The following is a 20781-nucleotide window of genomic DNA, read 5'->3' as shown; positions in this document are numbered from 1 at the left end:
GTATATTTGGTTTTGAAAGTTTATCCCAAGAACGCTTTCAATTCTTCGTACGTTTTAATTTTAGTACTTACTTTTTCTTTATCCATCACACTTTCAATTTGGGTAGGAATAGGTAACTTTACGTTTAAAGCTGGTTCTACAACATCTAAAAACTTAATAGGGTGTGCTGTTTCAAGAAAAACGCCAATGGCATTTGGATAGTTATGTAATTCTTTTTTTAATCCTAAATAACCGATCGCACCATGCGGTTCAGCGATATAACCGTTTGCATGATAAATGTTTTTCATTGCTTCAGTTGTTTCTTCATCGGTAAAAGTATAAGAAGAAAAGTCCTTCTTGAAATGGGTTAAATCATTGTGGTACATTTCCTGAATCCGAATGAAATTACTTGGATTCCCCACATCCATAGCATTCGAAATCGTAGCTTTCGATGGTTGTGGATCGTAAAATCCGCTAGCTAAAAATCTTGGTACGGTGTCATTTACATTTGTGGAAGCCACAAAATGAAGAAGGGGTAAACCTAATTTTTTAGCCATAATTCCAGCGCAGATATTTCCGAAATTGCCGCTTGGGCAAGAGAATACCAATTCCTTGTTTTGCTTTTTCAATTCTTTGTAAGCAAAGAAAAAGTAAAACATTTGTGGTAACCAACGTGCAATATTAATTGAATTTGCCGAAGTCAGGTTTTTGTGTTTCAGACTTTCGTCTAAGAATGCTTTTTTTACCATGTCCTGGCAATCATCAAAAACACCATCTACTTCGAGCGCTTTTATATTTTGACCTAATGTTGTAAGCTGTTTTTCCTGAATGTCACTCACTTTTCCTGAAGGGTAGAGAATGATTACTTCTACACCGGCAACGCCTAGAAAGCCGCTAGCAACTGCACCGCCGGTATCTCCGGAAGTCGCTACAAGAACGGTGTTTTTACTGTCTTTTTTGTCTTTATTGAAATACGCCAAACAACGCGACATGAAACGCGCTCCTACGTCCTTAAATGCCATTGTAGGGCCATGAAATAATTCAAGTGAATAGATTCCTTTTTCTACTTCGACAACGGGGAAATCAAAAGACAGGGTGTCGGCAATAATTTCTTTAAGTATGTTAGCAGGAATTTCATCTCCTACAAATTGCTGGATGGCTTCAAAAGCGATTTCTTCGTTGCTTAAATTTTCGATTGTATCAAAGAAATCTTTAGGTAATGGCGTTATCGTTTCCGGAAAATACAACCCTTTGTCAGAGGCTAATCCTTGTATTACCGCTTCCTGAAAGGAAACGTTTGGGGCGTTATGGTTTAAACTGTAGTATTTCATTGGTAAAAATGATTTCTGATTGAAGATTAACGATTTTAGATTGTTGATTTTTCTCGTAACAGGAGTTACTTCTAAAATCAAAAATCGTTAATCAAAAATCTTAAATTTTTATTTAATATTATAATATTCGTACTCCATCAGGATTCACTTTTGAAACGTGAATTTCATACGGTAATTTCATTTCGTCATAAACTGCGCTCATTGCTTTGGCGATTTTATCGGCAGCGTCTCTTCCTTTGCTTAAAGCAAAAATAGAAGGGCCAGAGCCTGATATTCCTGAACCTAAAGCACCATTTTCTAAAGCGGTTTGTTTGATTAAATCAAAACCGGGTATGAGCACAGAGCGCAATGGTTCTACGATTTCGTCATGTAGTGACCGACCTATCAAATCATAATCCTTTGTGTATAATCCTGCGATTAGTCCGCCCACATTTCCCCATTGCATAATCGCACTTTTTAAGGAAACGGTTTGCTTTAATACGGATCGTGCATCAGATGTTTTTAGTTCAATCTGAGGGTGAACCACAGTTGCATACAATTCTGAAGGACTTTCGATTTTTATAATATCTAAAGGGCTGTAGCTTCTCACCAACGTAAATCCACCCAATAGGGCAGGAGCCACGTTATCAGCATGAGCGTTTCCGCATGCTAACTTTTCTCCTTGCATAGCAAACTGCACCAAATCTTTTATAGCAAAAGGATTTCCTAGTAAAACATTGATTCCATAAACGGCACCGGCGGCACTGGCGGCACTGCTCCCAATTCCGCTTCCAGCTTTTATATTTTTGTAAATTTCGATATCAAAACCAAAATCGGTTTCAACTGCATCAAGTAAAGCCAGTCCAGCAACACCTGCTACGTTTTTTTCTGTTTCCAAAGGTAAATCGGCACCCACAATTTTAGTGATACGAATCCCTTTTTGATCTGATTTTCTGATAATCATTTCGTCACCTACATTGTCAAGGCACAATCCTAGCACATCAAATCCACAAGATAGATTAGCAATTGTAGCTGGGCAAAATATTTTTATTTCATTCATATATTTTTTGTTTGAGGTTTAAAGTTTCAGGTTTAAGAGTAACTTGAAACTTTAAACTAAAAAAACTTTAAACTAATTTTTTTACACATTTCCAATTCGAATCACATCCGCAAAAATTCCAGAAGCAGTAACTGCAGCTCCCGCACCGGCCCCTTTTATTAATAAAGGTTGGTCAACATAACGATCTGTATAAAACAATACAATATTGTCTTTTCCTTCTAAGTTGTAAAAAGGATGATCTTTTGGGATGAACTGCAAACCTACGCTCGCTTTTCCATTTTCAAACTGAGCAACAAATTTTAAGCGACTTTCTTTTTCATTGGCTTCAGCCAAAATCCCTTCAAAATGAACAGCATGTTCTACAAGAGATTTAAAGAAACCTTCATTATTTGTCGTTTCCATACAGGCAGCAGGAAGGAATGATTGGTTTTCAATTTCTTCAATTTCCATTTCGTAACCACTCTCGCGAATCAAAATCAGGATTTTTCTGGCAACATCAATTCCGCTCAAATCAATCTTCGGATCAGGCTCAGTAAATCCTTGAACACCAGCTTCTTTTACTACTTGGTCAAAAGGGTTGTTTTTATCAAAATTATTAAAGATAAAATTCAAACTACCAGATAAAACAGCCTGGATTTTGTTGACTTTATCTCCTGATGCTACTAGATTTTTAACGGTGTCGATAATAGGTAAACCCGCTCCAACATTTGTTTCAAACAAGAAAGGCGCATTGTATCTTCGGGATAGGCTTTTAAGATTTTTATAGTTTTCAAAAGCAGAAGAACAAGCAATTTTGTTACATGTTACAACGGCTACACTTTGTCTTAAGAAGTGCTCGTATGTTTTAGAAACGCCTTCATTTGCCGTGATATCCACAAAAATACTATTACGTAAATTCAGATTTTTTACTTTTTTAATAAACAATTCTGGATTAGCAGCATCTCCATTGTCTATCGCCACTTGCCATGCTTTTAAATCAATTCCATCTTCGTCAAAAATCATTTTACGAGAATTAGACAAAGCGATAACGCGAAGATTTATTTTTAGATTTTCTTTTAAGAATTTCTTTTGTTGGTTGATTTGATCGATGAATTTCTCACCTACATTTCCAACACCCATAACAAACAAGTTTAGTTGTTTAGTATTGTCTTCAAAGAAACGTTCGTGAAGTGTGTTTAATGCTTTTTTAACATCTCGTTGATTGATTACCGCAGATATATTTCTTTCAGAAGCACCTTGGGCAATCGCACGAATGTTGACATTGTTTTTTCCTAAAGTACTGAACATCTTACCGCTCAATCCTTGGTGATTTTTCATGTTTTCACCAACTAAAGCAATAATACATAGATTTTTTTCTACGATGCAAGGATCTACTTTGTGCTGTAAAATTTCGATTTCAAAGGCTTTGTTGATTACGGCTTCGGCAGCTTCGGCATCTTCATTTAGAATTCCAATACAGATCGAGTGCTCAGAAGAGGCTTGAGTAATAAAAATAACATTGATTTCTTCTAGCGACAATACTTCAAAAAGTCTTTTAGAGGAACCAGATACACCTATCATTCCGGGGCCTTCAAGCGTAATCAATGTGATATTTTCGATATGGCTGATTCCTTTTACAGGCTGACCATTAGAAATGGATTGGTTTGAAATGTAAGTTCCTTCCGCTTTTGGTTCGAAAGTATTCTTGATATGGATAGGAATATTTTTTCTTAGAACTGGCTGAATTGTTGGTGGAAACAATACTTTGGCACCAAAATGAGACAATTCCATTGCTTCCTGATATGATATAGAGGCAATAGGTTGCGCTTGTTTTACAATTTTCGGGTTAGCAGTAAACATTCCGTTGACGTCAGTCCAGATTTCTAAATCTGTTACGTCTAAAGCTCCAGCCATTATTGCAGCTGTATAATCGGATCCACCACGCCCTAAAGTCGTATTGATTCCATCAATAGAGGACGAAATAAAACCGGGCATTACAACTACCTGACTTTCATTCGAAGTAAAAAAATCAGCAATTAATTTATCTGTTACATTGAAATTTACGGCTGCTTTTCCAAAATTATTGTTGGTTTTAATAAGCTCACGACTGTCTTTATAGCTACTGCTTTTAAAATTTTGTTTAAGTGCTTCTGCAATGATATAAGAAGAAAGCAATTCGCCAAAACTTAAAACAGTGTCCGCAGTTCTATTAGATAATTCTCCTAGAAGGTAGCAACCATCTAATAAAGTTTCAAGATGATTGATGATGCGTTTGATGTGACTTAGTAAGCTACTTTGTTCGCTTACCGGAATCAATTCTTTTACCGCATCCAAATGTTTTTTCTCAATGTCAGCAACAATTTCCTTGTAACTTTCATCATTTGAAGCAGCTCTTAATGAAGCCAACTGAAGTAAGTCAGTAACTTTACTAAGTGCAGATACTACTACGATTAATTGATCTTGTTTTGCTTGGTTTTGAACTATCTCAAGGACTAGTTTTATATTTTGTGCATTGGCTACCGAAGTTCCGCCAAATTTTAATACTTTCATTGTGTTTGTTTTATTTTAGAAAAAAGGCAATGCTATTTACCCACCTAAAATCTTTCCTTCTAAAAAAAGAAAAATATAAAATAGGATTATATGTAAAATGAACACCCCTAAGGGGTAGTAGTTGTTGTAGCTGTAAATGTAAAAGTAACAGAAGTTACAACCCAAGTTTGAGCTGATATCGAAGAATGATATGTTGTTCTGTTATTTGTCATAATTATTTTCCAAAAATACAGCTTTTTATAAAAAGCAACCCCCTTTGTGCTGTTTTTTGCGAATATTTTAATTAAAAGGAGAGAATCTGACTTCTATTGAATATTTCTTATTTTATGAGCGGGTTATGGCGGCTATTGTTATTTAAATTGGATGTGAAAAGACATAATCAGGTAGAGTTGAGGTGATTTTTCTAGTTTTAACTGCTAATTTGTTCTCATTTTTAGGGGGTAAGAAACAAGTTAAATTATTTAGTGCTGTAATAGTCGTTTTAAAATGGAAGCTAGTACCTAATTCTGATTTTGCTAAAACAATTGAATAATCGATTTACAAAGCAGGATTATTCTGTGATAAACTGCATCAAATTTAGTAAAGCGGTAGTTTTTAATCTAAATTTTAAATTATTGCTAATATATGTTGCTTTTTAATATTGATTTCTTCAATTTTGGCTTTTAAAATTTAAGATTAAATGGACAATACACATTATATAAGTACTGCACTACTTTCCCTTGAGACCGTAAACGAAATTATTTCACAACAGATGTCAATAGAGTTATCTGATGAGGCTAAAATAAACATTCAGAAATGTAGGGATTTTTTAGATACGAAAATGACCACTCATTCTGAACCTATCTACGGAATCAATACAGGTTTTGGATCACTTTGTAATGTTAAAATCTCTAATGAAAATTTATCAAAACTTCAGGAAAACCTAGTAAAATCGCATGCTTGTGGTACTGGGGAAGAAGTTCCAAATGAAATTGTAAAACTGATGTTACTGCTAAAGATTCAGTCTTTGAGCTACGGGCATTCAGGAATTCAATTGCAGACAGTGGACCGTTTAATCGCTTTTTATAACAATGATATTTTACCTATTATATATACCCAGGGTTCTCTTGGTGCTTCTGGAGATTTAGCTCCTTTAGCGCATTTATCCCTGCCTTTATTAGGCGAAGGAGAAGTCTCTTTTGAAGGTAAAAAAGTGCATTCAAGTGTAGTAATGGAGCGTTTTGATTGGCAACCTATAATTTTGCAATCTAAAGAAGGGTTGGCCTTGCTAAATGGAACCCAATTCATGAGTGCTTATGGTGCTCATATTTTAATGAAAGCCAATAAATTCTGCTATTTAGCAGATTTGATTGGTACGATATCTCTGGAAGGATTTGATGGTCGCATCGAACCATTTAATGAGTTGATCCATTTTATTCGTCCTCATAAAGGTCAAATTACAACTGCTAGCCGAGTAAAAGAATTTCTAGAAGGAAGTCAAATTATCGAGCAGGAAAAAGTACATGTACAAGATCCGTATTCATTCCGTTGTATTCCGCAAGTTCACGGAGCTTCAAAAGATGCTATTGATTACGTAAAGAAAGTCTTTAAAACAGAAATTAATTCGGTTACAGATAATCCAAATATATTTATCGAAAGTGATCAAATTATATCAGGAGGTAATTTTCACGGACAACCATTGGCTTTAGCCTTAGACTTTATGGCAATTGCATTAGCAGAACTAGGTAGTATTTCTGAAAGAAGAACCTATCAGTTGATTTCTGGATTGCGCAACCTTCCTGCTTTTTTAGTTGATAATCCAGGCTTAAATTCTGGGTTTATGATTCCGCAATATACCGCTGCGAGTATTGCAAGTCAGAACAAGCAATTAGCGACACCTTCCAGTGTAGATAGTATTGTTTCCAGTAATGGGCAAGAAGATCATGTGAGTATGGGAGCTAATGGCGCTACAAAAGCGTTGCGTGTTATGGATAATCTAGAACGCATCTTGGCAATCGAATTGATGAATGCGTCTCAGGCAATTGAATTTAGAAGACCGCTTCAGTCAAGTGAGTTCATCGAAATGTTTTTGAGCTCGTATAGAGAAGAAGTTCCGTTTGTAAAAGAAGACCGTATTTTACATTATGATATAGAGAAAACGGTTTCTTTTTTGAATAGTTTTCAAATAGAAGATGATTTGTTAGATTAATTGACGAATCGAAGATATAAAAACAGTAAGTTTGCGCCCTAAAAATAATAAGATGTCAATAAATAGTATTTTCCAGTTTTTAGTTCCAAAGGATAAAAAGTTTTTTCCTTTATTCGAAGAAGCATCAAGTAACTTAATTGAACTAGCTTCAAACTTACATGAAGCTGTTAATCTTCCCTTAAAAGAAAGGGAAGTTCTTTTTCAAAAAATTGATAAATTAGAACAAAAAGGAGAACAAATTACGCGTCAAACCAATCTTGAGTTGAGCAGAAATTTTATTACTCCATTTGACAGAGAAGATATATATTCGTTGATTAAATCGATTGACAATGTTGCTGATAACCTTCAGGGTGCGGCAAGTAGAATGAGATTATACCATGTTGATAAGATTACAAAGTCAATTAGAAAACTGACTGAAATCAATCTTGAAGCATGTCAAAATATTGACGTGGCTGTTAAAGAATTGAAAAACTTTAATAACATCAAGAATATTACTGAGGCTTGCGCTCGAATTAATAAATTAGAGAATAAGTCAGATAACGTTTATAATAAAGCGATTTTTGAAATATTTGAAAATGAAACGGATGCAATTACCATAATAAAATACAAAGAAGTGTTATCTGTATTAGAAACCGCAACAGACAAGTGTAAAAGTGTAGCCGGAGTTTTAGAATCAATTTCTGTAAAGCATTCTTAAATTCAATTTTATTTCAATCTGAAGTTCTAAGTTTATGACGTTACTTTTAGTTATTATAGTACTAGCCTTAATTTTTGATTACATCAACGGTTTTCATGACGCTGCAAATGCAATCGCCACCGTTGTTGCTACAAAAGTATTAACGCCTTTTCAAGCTGTTCTTTGGGCAGCTTTTTTTAATTTTCTAGCCTATTGGGTTTTTGGTTTTGGTGTCGCAGATACCGTGGCTAAAACGGCTAATACGATGGAGATTACTCTTGTCGTAATTCTTGCCGGGGTAATTGCAGCAATTTGCTGGAATTTATTGACGTGGTGGCTCGGAATTCCATCTAGTTCTTCTCATACTTTGATTGGTGGTTTTGCAGGAGCTGCAATTGCGCATTCAATTGCAATGCACGGTTTCTCTGGATATATTGGAGCTGACGGAGCAACTCATTATTGGTATGAAATAGTAAGCTGGTACAAAGCTGGAAAAGATGGCGGTATGCCATCGGGAGTGCTAATTATTATAGCTTTTATCGTTTTGGCACCACTATTAGGAGCTATGGCTTCTTATTTAATCTCGATTTGGTTACTAAATGCTTCACGCAAAAGTATCTATCCTAAGATTTTTACGATTGCCTTAATGGTTGCTACAATCTGGTTTGTGTACTCGCAAATGATTCCCTACGAAGAAATAATTAAAGATGGTAAAATGCCTCGATTTGCTACCTCTGTTTTTTGGAGTGTTGCTTTTGAATCTCATAACATCAAGTGGTTTTTAGTTGCTTTTATTATTTTAACGGTGAGTTGTTTTTGTTTAATATTCAGTAGTTTGAATTTATATCAAGCGGATGCGGCATTAAAAAAAATGCAGTTAGTTTCTTCAGCGGCTTTTAGTTTAGGACACGGAGGAAATGATTCACAAAAAGTTATGGGTATTATTGCGGCTGCAGTAGCAGTTTACATCAATGCTAACCCTGGAATACAAATGGATTCATGGTTAGATGTGGTTTTACCATCTGAAAGTGGTGCATTTAAAATGCCAGCTTGGATTCCTTTAGCTTGTTATAGCGCTATTGCTGCTGGAACATTAAGTGGAGGATGGAAAATTGTAAAAACAATGGGTTCTAAAATCACAAAAGTAACTTCTTTTGAAGGTGTTGCTGCTGAAACTGCTGGAGCTTTGACTTTATATTTTACTGAACATTTAAAAATTCCTGTAAGTACTACGCATACCATTACGGGATCTATCATTGGTGTAGGTATGACTAAGCGTGTGTCTGCGGTACGATGGGGAGTTACAGTAAGTCTTTTATGGGCTTGGGTATTAACAATTCCTATTTCGGCATTACTCGCGGCAATAGTTTACTATGGTCTCAATTTGTTTTTGTAAGTATATTATAATTTCGAATAAATAAAAAACCATCCTAATTATAAAATTAGGATGGTTTTTTTGTGGGAATTTTTTCTTCAGAAACTTAGATAAGTAAATAGCCAAGTTTTAAAAGTATGCAGTCAATTACTTTATTTTAAAGTTCTTTTCAATGGCTTTGATCATTTCGCCTGCGATATCTTTATTGGTAGCACCTTCTATTCCTTCTAATCCTGGAGAGGAATTTACTTCAAGTAATAAAGGACCTTTCGCTGAACGAATAATATCAACCCCAGCGACTTTTAAATCCATGGCTTTTGCTGCTTTAATCGCAATTCGCTTTTCTTCCATAGTTGCTTTAATGACAGATGCTGTTCCGCCAAGATGAATATTAGCTCTAAATTCGCCTGGCATAGCTTCACGCTGAATGGTTGCAACTACTTTTCCGTCAATTACAAATAATCGTAAATCTTTACCGTTAGCTTCTTTTATGAATTCCTGAACTAAAATATTAGCATTTACACTTTTAAATGCATTTATAACACTTTCTGCCGCTTTTTTAGTTTCTGCTAGTACAACTCCTTTTCCTTGCGTTCCTTCTAATAATTTTACAATTAAAGGAGAGCCACCTACCATTTTAATTAAGTCATTAGTATCTAGTGGAGAGTTTGCGAATCCTGTTGTAGGAATCCCAATTCCACTGTTTAAAAGTAATTGTAACGAATATAATTTGTCACGGGACTGTGTGATTGCTGCAGCTGAGTTTAGGCAATACACTTTTAATGCCTCAAACTGGCGAGTTAATGCACAGCCGTAAAAAGTGATACTAGGTCTTATTCTTGGAATAATAGCATCAAATTGATTTAAAATGATTCCGCCTCTATAGTGGATTTCTGGTGTTTGCGCATCTAAGCGCATATAACATTCCTTGATGTTTAAGAAATGCATTTCATGTCCACGCATTTCACCCGCTTCCATAATACGCTTGTTGCTATATAATTCTGGATTAGAGGCTAAAACTCCAATTCGCAAACCTGTAGTTGCTTTCTCTGAATTTTTATATAATTCCTTTAGATTGTCAGTAGTGGGTTGACCCAATAGGTACTGTTGCTCTGGATCAACAAGAACTCTTCCGCTCATTGCTTCTCTTCCTAAAAGCATTCTGAATCCCATGGAATCCCTATTAGTCAAGGTCATTTCGATAGGCCATATGGCATCTCCAATTTTTAAATTGGTTTGAATCACATAACGTTGCTCTCTAAAACCGCTGGAGCTTTTTACGATACGTTTGTCAATTAGAGGAGCCTCACAATGAATAACTGTTTTTAAATTATTCTGAATAGGGTTGATGTCAAATCGCACCCAATTTGTTTCATTTTTAATAAAAGGAGCTATGTTTATAGCGTGCAAAGCAGATGTTTTTGCACCAGAATCGACACGGGCTTTTATCGTGGGAATTCCCAGTTCAGGAAAGGAGCACCATTCTTCACTACCTAGAATAACTTTTTCTTGAGGCATATTTTTTATTTTTTAAGGTCTAATTATAAAAGTCAAATGTAAATATTTGTTTTTAATAACAAGATAAATTTACATAAAGAATAAACCCGCTACGTTATAAAAACGTAACGGGTTTATTTTGTTGTCTAAAATATGTTTTACTATTCTTTGGTGTTCTCTTCTGCCTTATTAACTTTTACAGTTAATTCCTGAGCACCCTCTTCAATATCCATGAATATCTCATCTCCTAAAGCAATCTTGGAAGTAATAATCTCTTCGGCAAGTGTGTCTTCAACATATTTTTGAATGGCTCTTTTTAATGGTCTCGCGCCAAATTGTTTATCGAAACCTTTGTCTGCAATAAAAGCTTTTGCTTTGTCAGAGAGAGTCAATTTGTATCCTAGCTCTGTAAGACGTGCATAAAGTTTTTTCAATTCGATTTCGATAATTAAATCGATATCATGTTTTTCTAATGTATTGAATACAATTACGTCATCAATTCTGTTTAAGAATTCAGGAGCAAAGGTTTTTTTCAATGCATTTTCTATAATGCTTTTCGAATTGTCATCTGCATTTGCTGTTCTTGCAGATGTTCCAAATCCAACACCTTGACCAAAATCTTTTAATTGTCTTGCTCCAACATTTGAAGTCATGATAATTATAGTGTTTTTAAAATCAATTTTTCTACCTAAGCTATCAGTCAAGTAGCCATCGTCTAAGACTTGTAGCAACATATTGAAAACATCTGGATGCGCTTTTTCAATCTCATCTAATAATACAACACAATATGGTTTTCTACGTACTTTCTCAGTCAATTGTCCACCCTCTTCGTAACCTACGTATCCCGGAGGTGCTCCTACTAAACGAGAGATTGCGAATTTCTCCATGTACTCACTCATGTCAATACGTACTAATGCATCTTCAGAATCAAATAATTCTTTAGCAAGAACCTTGGCTAATTGTGTTTTTCCAACGCCTGTTTGTCCCAGAAAAATAAAGGAACCAATTGGTCTGTTTGGATCTTTCAATCCGGCACGATTTCTTTGAATAGATCTCGCAATTTTTAAAACGGCTTCTTTTTGTCCAATAACTTTGCTTTCGATAAGTTGCGGTAATATAGCCAGTTTATTACTTTCTGTTTGTGCAATACGGTTCACAGGAATTCCAGTCATCATTGAAACTACATCGGCAACATTGTCCTCTGTAACTTCAATTCGATTATTTTTCGCATCCTCTTCCCATTGCTCTTGAGCGATTGCTAATTCTTTTTCGATACGTTTCTCATCATCTCTAAGTTTTGCAGCCTCTTCATATTTTTGTTTTTTGACAACAGCAGTTTTTAGTTCGCGAATCTCTTCCAGTTGACGTTCTAAATCAAGGATTTTCTTAGGAACTTCAATGTTAGTGATGTGAACACGAGAACCAGCTTCGTCCAAAGCATCAATAGCCTTGTCTGGTAAAAAACGTTCTGACATGTATCTATCTGTTAATTTAACACAAGCTTCAATTGCTTCTTGTGAATAAATAACATTATGATGGTCTTCGTACTTGTTTTTTATGTTGTTTAAAATGGTAATAGTTTCTTCAACAGTAGTTGGTTCGACAATTATCTTTTGGAAACGTCTTTCTAATGCGCCATCTTTTTCAATATACTGTCTGTATTCATCCAGTGTTGTTGCTCCGATACATTGGATTTCTCCTCTTGCTAAAGCGGGTTTAAACATATTGGATGCATCCAAAGAACCAGTAGCTCCACCAGCACCAACGATTGTGTGAATTTCATCAATAAAAAGAATGATATCATCATTTTTTTCTAATTCATTCATCACGGCTTTCATGCGCTCTTCAAATTGTCCTCTGTATTTAGTACCTGCGACAAGGCTGGCTAAATCTAAAGTTACGACACGTTTGCCGAACAGGATTCTTGAAACTTTCTTTTGTATAATACGTAAGGCTAAGCCTTCGGCAATAGCGGATTTCCCAACACCGGGCTCACCGATAAGGAGCGGGTTGTTCTTTTTGCGTCGGCTCAGAATCTGGCAAACACGTTCGATTTCTTTCTCACGCCCTACAACAGGATCTAATTTTCCTTCTTCTGCCATTTCTGTTAAATCCCTTCCGAAATTATCTAATACAGGTGTTTTAGATTTTTTATTGGATTTATTGGCTGGATTATTAAAATTACCTTCTTTAAGACTGTCATCTTGTCCTGCATCGTCGTTATAAGAGTCTGTTGCTTTTGGTAAATTCTCCAAGAATTCTTCTTCGTTTGGTGTCATATTGATATATTGTTCTTTAGCTACATCGTAATCGATTTTAAGTTTATTCAGTAGTTTGGTTGTTGGGTCGTTTTCGTTTCTTAGGATACAAAGCAATAAATGCGCTGTACTAACAGAGGAACTTTGGAATACTTTTGCTTCTAAAAAAGTAGTTTTTAAAGCGCGTTCCGCTTGGCGAGTTAAATGAAGATTTTTCTTTTCTAAATTAGTCTCTACGCCAGGAGTCGCGGGGCTTAGTATTTCTACTTTCCTACGCAGATGATCTAAGTCAACGGAAAGGTTATTTAATATTTGAATTGCTTTTCCATTACCGTCTCGAAGGATACCTAGCATCAAGTGTTCAGTTCCGATGAAGTCATGACCTAATCGCAAGGCTTCTTCCTTGCTGTAGGTAATAACATCTTTTACTCTTGGTGAAAAATTATCATCCATAATGTATATTTTGTATATGTAAATTTAGTGAATTAGTATCTTAAAAACAAGAATCATACCTTAAGATGTCGTGTCAGCTAATTGACAAAAAAAAACGGAAAAACATGGTAGAATGACACTTGTTTTATTAAACAAAAGAAGATGCTAATTTGTTAATAAATCTTTGAAATAAGAATGTTAAAAAGCTTTAAAAAATTTCAAAAAGCTGTATATTGGCACGTTTTGAAACTAATATAATATTTTAATATAACAACTTATGTCTGAAGGAGAAAACATAATTCCTATTAACATAGAAGATGAAATGAAATCAGCTTACATCGATTATTCGATGTCAGTAATTGTATCAAGAGCACTTCCAGATGTTAGAGATGGTTTGAAACCAGTACATCGAAGAGTTCTTTACGGAATGTATGATTTAGGAGTTTTTTCAAATAAAGCCCATAAAAAATCCGCCAGAATTGTCGGAGAAGTTTTGGGTAAGTATCACCCTCACGGAGATACCTCTGTTTATGACGCCATGGTTCGTATGGCTCAGGAATGGAGCATGCGTTATTTGCTAGTTGATGGTCAAGGTAACTTTGGGTCTGTTGATGGTGATAGCCCTGCAGCAATGCGTTATACAGAGGCTAGAATGCGTAAAATTTCGGAAGAAATTATGGCAGATATCGAAAAAGAGACAGTTGATTTTCAATTGAACTTTGACGATACGCTGTATGAGCCAAAAGTAATGCCAACCCGTGTACCGACTTTGTTGATTAATGGAGCAACTGGTATTGCGGTAGGTATGGCAACTAATATGCCTCCTCATAATCTTACGGAAGTTATCAATGGTACGTTAGCGTACATGGATAATAACGATATCGAGATCGATGAGTTGATTAACTATATTAAAGCGCCGGATTTTCCAACTGGAGGTATTATTTATGGTTATGAAGGTGTTCGTGAAGCATTCAAAACCGGAAGGGGTAGAGTGGTGATGCGTGCTAAAGTTGGTTTTGAAGAGGTTGAAGGTAGAGAATCTATTATCGTTACCGAAATTCCTTACCAGGTCAATAAGGCTGACATGATTAAGCGTACTGCTGATCTGGTAAATGATAAGAAAATTGAAGGAATTGCAAATATTCGTGATGAATCAGATAGAAACGGTATGCGTATTGTTTATATTTTAAAACGTGATGCTACTCCCAACGTGGTTTTAAACATGCTTTATAAATATACTCAATTACAGTCTTCTTTCAGTGTAAATAATATTGCATTGGTAAAAGGTCGTCCGCAGATGTTGAATCTAAAAGACATGATTCACTATTTTGTGGAGCATCGTCATGATGTGGTGACTCGTAGAACGCAATTTGAATTGCGTAAAGCAGAGGAAAGAGCACATATATTAGAAGGTTTAATTATTGCATCAGATAATATTGATGAGGTTATCGCGTTAATTAAGGCTTCGAAAAATACGGAAGAAGCAAGAGGGAAATTGATTGAAAGATTCAAATTATCTGATATTCAAGCAAGAGCAATTGTTGAAATGCGTTTGCGTCAATTAACAGGTCTTGAGCAAGATAAGTTAAGATCTGAGTATGAGGAAATCATGAAGTTAATTGATTATTTAAAAGGCTTATTAGCAGATGTGAATTTAAGAATTGCTTTGATTAAAGAAGAGCTTGTTGAGATTCGTGAGAAATACGGAGATGAACGTCGTTCATTAATTGAATACTCAGGTGGTGATGTAAGTATCGAAGATTTGATCGCTGATGAGAATGTGGTTATAACAATCTCTCATGCAGGATATATTAAACGTACAAACCTAACAGAATATAAAACACAAAATAGAGGTGGAGTTGGTCAAAAAAGTGCTGGTACTAGAGATCAAGATTTCTTAGAGCACATGTTTGTGGCAACAAATCATCAATATATGATGTTCTTTACTCAAAAAGGAAAGTGTTTCTGGATGCGTGTTTATGAAATACCAGAAGGAAGTAAAACTGCTAAGGGTAGAGCGATTCAAAATCTTGTGAATATTGAGAGTGATGATAAAGTAAAAGCATTTATTTGTACTCAGGACTTAAAAGACCAAGACTATATTAAGAGTCATAATTTGATTATGGTAACTAAAAAAGGTCAGGTTAAGAAAACATCTTTAGAGAAATATTCTAAACCTAGAGTGAATGGTGTTGCTGCAATTACAATTAAAGAAGGAGATGAATTGTTAGAAGCAAAATTAACGAATGGTGAAAGTCAAATTATCCTTGCTGTTAAGTCAGGGAAGTTAGTTCGTTTTGAAGAATCTAAGACTCGTCCTATGGGAAGAACGGCTTCTGGAGTTCGTGGAATCTCGCTTAAGGATGATTCTGATGAAGTGATTGGCATGGTTACTGTAGATAAAGATGCTGTAAACGATTCACAAGTTTTGGTAGTAACCGAAAAGGGATACGGAAAACGTACCAAATTGGTTGATGATGATGGAGTAGATGTCTACCGAATCACAAACCGCGGTGGTAAAGGAGTTAAAACTTTGAATATTACTGAGAAAACTGGTAATCTTATATCGATAAACGCCGTTACTGATGCCGATGATTTAATGATTATCAATAAATCAGGATTGACAATTAGAATGGCTGTAGAAGACTTAAGAGTTATGGGTCGTGCTACTCAAGGTGTTAAATTGATTAACTTAAAAGGTAAAGATTCTATCGCTGCTGTTACTAAAGTAATGAAAGATGATCCTGAAGAAGTTATTGTTGATGAAGATGGTAATATTGTTGAAGTGGAAGCAATCGAAAGAGTTAAGCCAGTCTTAGAAGTTTTAGAAGACGACGGAGCTGTAGAAGAAGATGAAGACGAAGAGGATGATTCATCTGATGAAGAAGAAACTGAAGAAGAGTCAGACGAAGACGATGACGAAGCGTAATTAAGTATAATAGACGAAACAAAAAAAAAATAATTAAATATAAATGGAATTTTATGAAAAGTAAATATGTAGTACTAGCGTCAGCTTTATTGATATCGGTAGCATCTTTTGCTCAGAAAGACGAACTTAAAGCTGCTGAAAAAGCGTTTAAAAAAGGAAACTCACAAGAGGCGGCAACTATTTTACAAGGTGCTGAATCTTTAATTTCTAGCGCAAGCGATGATGAGAAAGCACAGTTTTTCTTTTTAAAAGGAAATACTTACCTTGATTTAGCAAATAAAAATGTCGATACGGATAAAAATTTATCCTTGGCTGCAAATGCGTATTTAAGTTTGGTAGATGCTGAGAAAGCATCTGGAAAATCAAAATATTCTTCTCAGGCTACTAAATCGATTATTGATATAAAATATAAATTGATCAATAGTGCTATTGCTGACTCTAAGGTTGATAAAAATGCTGATAGTGCAAAGAAACTTTATGACGCTTATTTATTAGATAAAAAAGATACTTTAAATCTATATTATGCAGCTTCAACTTATGTAAATGGAAAAGAATATGATAAAGCATTAAAGTTGTATGAAGATTTAAAAAAGATGAACTATTCTGGAAAAGCAACTAATTATTTAGCTGTAAACAAAATAACAGGAGAGGACGATCTTTTTGGTTCTATGCAAGAAAGAGATAGAATGGTAAAAATGGGTACTCATGAAAAGCCAAAAACAGAAGTTATTCCTTCAAAAAGAGGAGAAGTGTATAAAAACATGGCTTTGATCTTAGTTGATGCAGGAAAAACAGAAGAGGCTAAAAAAGCAATTGAAGAAGCTAGAGCTGCAAACCCTGATGATACTTCATTGATATTGACGCAGGCAAATTTATATCTAGAGACTAAGGATTATGAGACTTATAAAAAGTTAATTGCTCAGGTTTTAGAAAAAAATCCAAACGATGCTGATTTGGTTTTTAATTTAGGAGTGCTTAGTGCGAACGCAAAAGATATTGCTAATGCTGAAAAGTATTATTCAAGAACAGTTGAAATTGATCCAAAATACGTTAATGCTTATATAAATATGGCGGCATTAAAACTAGATGCTGAAACAGCTATTATTACTGAGATGAATAAGTTAGGAACTTCAGATAAAGACATGAAGCGTTATGCAGTTTTAAAAACTCAAAGACAAAATATATTTAAAAGCGCTATTCCTTATCTTGAGAAAGCATTAGAAGTAGATTCAAAAAATGATGATGTTGCTAAAACACTTTTAAACGTGTATAGTGCATTAGAAATGACTGCAGAGAAAAAAGCGTTAGAAGCAAAAATGAAGTAGTATATTTCTTAAATACAAAAAAAGCCTATCTGATTCAGATAGGCTTTTTTTATATAATCTTTTTTATAACTCGGAGTTTGTGAGTGTGCTTGTTTGTTTCGGGATTGTAAATACCTAAATGATCTAGCCTGTCAATTCTTATTTTTCCACTGGCGTGAATAATATAATTATTTTCCATGATAATACCTACGTGAATTATGTTGCCCTCATCATTATCGAAAAAAGCCAAATCACCTGGTTCGCTCTCTTCAATAAAACTTAGAGCTTCTCCTTGTCTGGCTTGTTGTGAAGCGTCCCTTAATAATTTGTATCCATTAAGTTTGTAGACCATTTGGGTAAAACCAGAACAATCGATACCAAACGGTGTTTTTCCACCCCACAGGTAAGGAGCGTTTAAATATAGAAACGCAGTATTTATAAGGTTTTTTTTGTCTTTGATGCCCTTTACTGTAGTGCCTTCAAAAGCAAATTGACTAGTATTTATACTTTCACTATTGATAAAAGAAATAGAAGCCCCTAGCGGGATTGGTATTAGCAAATTAGAAGGGCCAGTAATGTATTCAACTAGATCAGAATTTAAAATTATTGGATCATCTGAAAGCTGATTGAAGTTGGATTCAGAAATAAATTGGTATTGCTTAGAATCGATCCAGCCTTCGTATGTATCAAAATGCATTTTGATACGAGACCACTGTTTCTGCTGTTCTAAAACTTCAAAATGCTCACCAAATAAAACTTGAGAAACGATTTCGCTTCTGTCACTAGGTTCAAACCGAAGCGGGATTATAGCCAGATTACAAATTCCGAACATTTATGTAAAATTATGAGTTAAGATTTATGAGTTATAAGTGTTAAAACTCATAACTCATAATTATTTAAATTCGTTCTATAACAACTGCTGAAGCACCACCTCCACCATTACATATGGCAGCGGCTCCAATTTTAGCATTATTTTGTTCTAAAACATTCAATAATGTAACAATAATTCGGGCTCCTGAACAGCCTAATGGGTGTCCTAGCGAAACTGCTCCACCGTTTACATTTACTTTATCGTTATCTAGGCCTAAAATTTTTGAGTTTGCTAGTCCTACAACTGCGAATGCTTCGTTAAACTCAAAATATTCGACATCGCTAATACTTATGCCTGCTTTGTCTAAAGCTTTAGGAATTGCTTTTGATGGGCTTGTTGTGAACCATTTTGGCTCTTGCGCAGCATCAGCATAGCTTTTAATGAATGCTAATGGTTTTAAGCCTAAAGAGATTGCTTTTTCTTCGCTCATAAGAATTATAGCTGCTGCTCCATCATTTATAGTTGATGCATTTGCTGCGGTTACGGTTCCGTCTTTTGAAAAAACAGCATTTAGAGTTGGAATTCTATCCATTTTGACATTTGTGAATTCTTCGTCTTTGGATACTATAATTGGATCTCCTTTTCTTTGAGGAACGGCAACAGGAACAATTTCATTATCAAATTTACCATCTTCCCAAGCTTTTGCAGAACGCTCATACGATTGAATTGCGTACTTATCTTGATCTTCTCTACTAAACTTATATTCAGAAGCACATAAGTCCGCACATACGCCCATAGCGTTGTGGTCGTAGGCGTCAACGAGACCGTCTTTTTGCATTCCGTCCACCATGGTAGAAGGACCAAATTTAGTTCCGCTTCTTAAATTCATGTAATGAGGAATTAAACTCATGTTTTCCATCCCACCTGCAACCACGATTTCAGCATCACCACATTGGATAGCTTGTGCTGCAAGCATAACTGATTTCATGCCAGAGGCACATACTTTATTTATTGTTGTACAAGCAACGGTATCAGGTAAACCTGCAAAGATTGCTGCTTGACGCGCAGGAGCTTGTCCTACGCCAGCCTGAACAACATTACCCATATAAACTTCATCAACTAGATTTGGATCTAATTTTATTTTATCTAATGCTCCTTTAATGGCTATTGCACCTAATCTTGGAGCGGGTACTGTAGATAATCCACCCATAAAACTTCCGATAGGTGTCCTAACGGCAGAAACGATAACAACTCTTTTGCTCATGATTTTTATAATGTTGGTTTATCTAGCAAATTTAATCATTTTAAAACAAAATTTGATTTTGATTTGATTATTATATTTTTTTGAAAAAAAATATTGTTTTAGTTTTTAGCTATATGTTTGATAGTGAACTTGTTTTATAAAAATGTCAAAAAACATTGAAAAAAACCTTGAAAATAGTTGTGAGTAACGCAAAGAAGTCTTAAATTTGCAACCGCAAAAAGAACATGTTTTCTTTGAGCTGGGAGGGGTGCCAGAGTGGTAATGGAGCAGTTTGCTAAACTGTCACCGAGCAATCGGTGCCAGGGTTCGAGTCCCTGTCCCTCCGCTTAATTTTTTTATGATTCAAAATTAGTATTTTGAGTTCTCATGAAAATGATAAAATCATAAAGATTTTAAAATGAATATTGAATTTTCGGGGTGTAGCGTAGCTCGGTTATCGCGCCTGCTTTGGGAGCAGGAGGCCGCAGGTTCGAATCCTGCCACCCCGACAATAAAAACTTTTTCCATTTAAGTTTTAAAAGAAAAATGGAGGCATAGCTCAGCTGGATAGAGCACCTGCCTTCTAAGCAGGCGGTCGAAGGTTCGAATCCTTCTGCCTTCACTAAATAACCCTCTGGTAATCAGGGGGTTATTTTTGTTTTATAGCGTTTTTGTTTTTTATGCAAATGTCATTTGCATAATATTTGCATAATATGCAAGGTGTTAAATAGTAGTCTTTCTTAGATGACTCCCTCCATCAAAATGATTACAAACAAGCATCCTACTCAGAAATTTTACTGCCATTTTCATTTTTCCCATAGTTTGACGGCGGGGGTAACGACCATAGTATATCACTGATTTTATATCTCTCATTTTTTTTTTTTTTTTTTTTTTTGACAACGTAAAAACAAAAATTTAAGGTCAGAACCATCTATAACAGCTTTACCTTGTGGCAAAACTACATACTCGCTGTTGAAAAAGGTCTAGTTTAAGAGCATTCTTAGCTAAGAATACAACAACATAGGAGTAAGTACTATCAATATTAAAACCCGAGCTACAAAGATGTCTATAATAGGCTAAATAAGGCCTCTCAAAGCAGCCTACTGCGTTTATTGCAAATTCCAGTGATATTGACCACCCAATTCCAATTTAAAGTGACCACCTGATTCCAATTCAAAATGACCACCTAA

At 35.2% G+C, this 20781-nt stretch carries 12 protein-coding genes and 3 tRNA genes; 8 read left to right on the top strand and 7 right to left on the bottom strand.

The genetic code is table 11. The features are described 5' to 3' along the window. Positions 1–20: 20 nt before the first annotated feature. The 3 genes from thrC to thrA form a co-directional block, all read right to left on the bottom strand. Positions 21–1310 (bottom strand): threonine synthase, encoded by a 1290-nt coding sequence (gene thrC, locus QO200_RS12500; RefSeq protein ID WP_371540692.1) that lies wholly within the window; start codon positions 1308–1310, stop codon positions 21–23. A 118-nt stretch (positions 1311–1428) separates the two neighbouring features. Continuing rightward, on the bottom strand, positions 1429–2349 hold the full coding sequence (locus tag QO200_RS12495; protein ID WP_371540690.1) for a homoserine kinase: 921 nt from the start codon (positions 2347–2349) through the stop codon (positions 1429–1431). An 81-nt stretch (positions 2350–2430) separates the two neighbouring features. Further along, positions 2431–4878 (bottom strand): bifunctional aspartate kinase/homoserine dehydrogenase I, encoded by a 2448-nt coding sequence (gene thrA / locus QO200_RS12490; protein ID WP_371540688.1) that lies wholly within the window; start codon positions 4876–4878, stop codon positions 2431–2433. A gap of 679 nt (positions 4879–5557) precedes the next feature. Between thrA and hutH the strand changes: the two genes are divergently transcribed. From hutH to QO200_RS12475, 3 genes are read left to right on the top strand one after another with little or no spacing between them, the layout of a single operon-like run. Next, the gene (gene hutH / locus QO200_RS12485; RefSeq protein WP_371540686.1) at positions 5558–7066 is read left to right on the top strand and encodes a histidine ammonia-lyase; all 1509 of its coding nucleotides are present in this window, start codon (positions 5558–5560) and stop codon (positions 7064–7066) included. 52 nt (positions 7067–7118) lie between these two features. Continuing rightward, positions 7119–7763: a DUF47 domain-containing protein gene (locus tag QO200_RS12480; protein WP_371540684.1), complete on the top strand. Its 645-nt coding sequence runs from the start codon at positions 7119–7121 to the stop codon at positions 7761–7763. Positions 7764–7797: 34 nt separating this feature from the next. Beyond that, entirely contained in the window at positions 7798–9138 is a 1341-nt protein-coding gene (locus QO200_RS12475) for an anion permease (protein ID WP_371540682.1), read from the top strand. A gap of 126 nt (positions 9139–9264) precedes the next feature. Here QO200_RS12475 and rimK read toward each other — a convergent pair whose 3' ends face one another. Together rimK and QO200_RS12465 are read right to left on the bottom strand one after the other, a co-directional pair. After that, entirely contained in the window at positions 9265–10635 is a 1371-nt protein-coding gene (rimK, locus tag QO200_RS12470) for a 30S ribosomal protein S6--L-glutamate ligase (protein WP_371540681.1), read from the bottom strand. A gap of 140 nt (positions 10636–10775) precedes the next feature. After that, positions 10776–13325: an ATP-dependent Clp protease ATP-binding subunit gene (locus tag QO200_RS12465; protein WP_371540679.1), complete on the bottom strand. Its 2550-nt coding sequence runs from the start codon at positions 13323–13325 to the stop codon at positions 10776–10778. Positions 13326–13581: 256 nt separating this feature from the next. Between QO200_RS12465 and gyrA the strand changes: the two genes are divergently transcribed. Together gyrA and QO200_RS12455 are read left to right on the top strand one after the other, a co-directional pair. Beyond that, on the top strand, positions 13582–16233 hold the full coding sequence (gyrA, locus tag QO200_RS12460; RefSeq protein WP_371540677.1) for a DNA gyrase subunit A: 2652 nt from the start codon (positions 13582–13584) through the stop codon (positions 16231–16233). A gap of 53 nt (positions 16234–16286) precedes the next feature. Further along, positions 16287–17558, top strand: a complete 1272-nt coding sequence (locus tag QO200_RS12455; protein WP_371540675.1) for a tetratricopeptide repeat protein — start codon at positions 16287–16289, stop codon at positions 17556–17558. A 49-nt stretch (positions 17559–17607) separates the two neighbouring features. Here QO200_RS12455 and QO200_RS12450 read toward each other — a convergent pair whose 3' ends face one another. Next, the gene (locus tag QO200_RS12450) at positions 17608–18369 is read right to left on the bottom strand and encodes an NlpC/P60 family protein (RefSeq protein WP_371540673.1); all 762 of its coding nucleotides are present in this window, start codon (positions 18367–18369) and stop codon (positions 17608–17610) included. Between the two features lie 64 nt (positions 18370–18433). Beyond that, entirely contained in the window at positions 18434–19612 is a 1179-nt protein-coding gene (locus tag QO200_RS12445) for an acetyl-CoA C-acyltransferase (protein WP_371540671.1), read from the bottom strand. Between the two features lie 241 nt (positions 19613–19853). Here QO200_RS12445 and QO200_RS12440 point away from each other — a divergent pair. The 3 genes from QO200_RS12440 (at position 19854) to QO200_RS12430 (ending at position 20213) form a co-directional block, all read left to right on the top strand. After that, positions 19854–19937: transfer RNA gene (locus tag QO200_RS12440), tRNA-Ser, on the top strand. 88 nt (positions 19938–20025) lie between these two features. Further along, positions 20026–20100, top strand: a tRNA-Pro gene (locus tag QO200_RS12435). Positions 20101–20139: 39 nt separating this feature from the next. After that, positions 20140–20213 (top strand) — tRNA-Arg (locus tag QO200_RS12430). Positions 20214–20781 lie beyond the last annotated feature (568 nt).

It is taken from the genome of Flavobacterium sp. Arc3, from assembly GCF_041431375.1.
GTDB lineage: Bacteria > Bacteroidota > Bacteroidia > Flavobacteriales > Flavobacteriaceae > Flavobacterium.
The sequence above is the reverse complement of the archived record's forward strand: the minus strand, read 5'-3'. Positions and strand labels throughout refer to the sequence as shown.

Coding starts and splice junctions, on each gene's coding strand:
- thrC (WP_371540692.1), bottom strand. CDS start 1,310: ATGAAATACTACAGTTTAAACCATAACGCCCCAAACGTTTCCTTTCAG.
- QO200_RS12495 (WP_371540690.1), bottom strand. CDS start 2,349: ATGAATGAAATAAAAATATTTTGCCCAGCTACAATTGCTAATCTATCT.
- thrA (WP_371540688.1), bottom strand. CDS start 4,878: ATGAAAGTATTAAAATTTGGCGGAACTTCGGTAGCCAATGCACAAAAT.
- hutH (WP_371540686.1), top strand. CDS start 5,558: ATGGACAATACACATTATATAAGTACTGCACTACTTTCCCTTGAGACC.
- QO200_RS12480 (WP_371540684.1), top strand. CDS start 7,119: ATGTCAATAAATAGTATTTTCCAGTTTTTAGTTCCAAAGGATAAAAAG.
- QO200_RS12475 (WP_371540682.1), top strand. CDS start 7,798: ATGACGTTACTTTTAGTTATTATAGTACTAGCCTTAATTTTTGATTAC.
- rimK (WP_371540681.1), bottom strand. CDS start 10,635: ATGCCTCAAGAAAAAGTTATTCTAGGTAGTGAAGAATGGTGCTCCTTT.
- QO200_RS12465 (WP_371540679.1), bottom strand. CDS start 13,325: ATGGATGATAATTTTTCACCAAGAGTAAAAGATGTTATTACCTACAGC.
- gyrA (WP_371540677.1), top strand. CDS start 13,582: ATGTCTGAAGGAGAAAACATAATTCCTATTAACATAGAAGATGAAATG.
- QO200_RS12455 (WP_371540675.1), top strand. CDS start 16,287: ATGAAAAGTAAATATGTAGTACTAGCGTCAGCTTTATTGATATCGGTA.
- QO200_RS12450 (WP_371540673.1), bottom strand. CDS start 18,369: ATGTTCGGAATTTGTAATCTGGCTATAATCCCGCTTCGGTTTGAACCT.
- QO200_RS12445 (WP_371540671.1), bottom strand. CDS start 19,612: ATGAGCAAAAGAGTTGTTATCGTTTCTGCCGTTAGGACACCTATCGGA.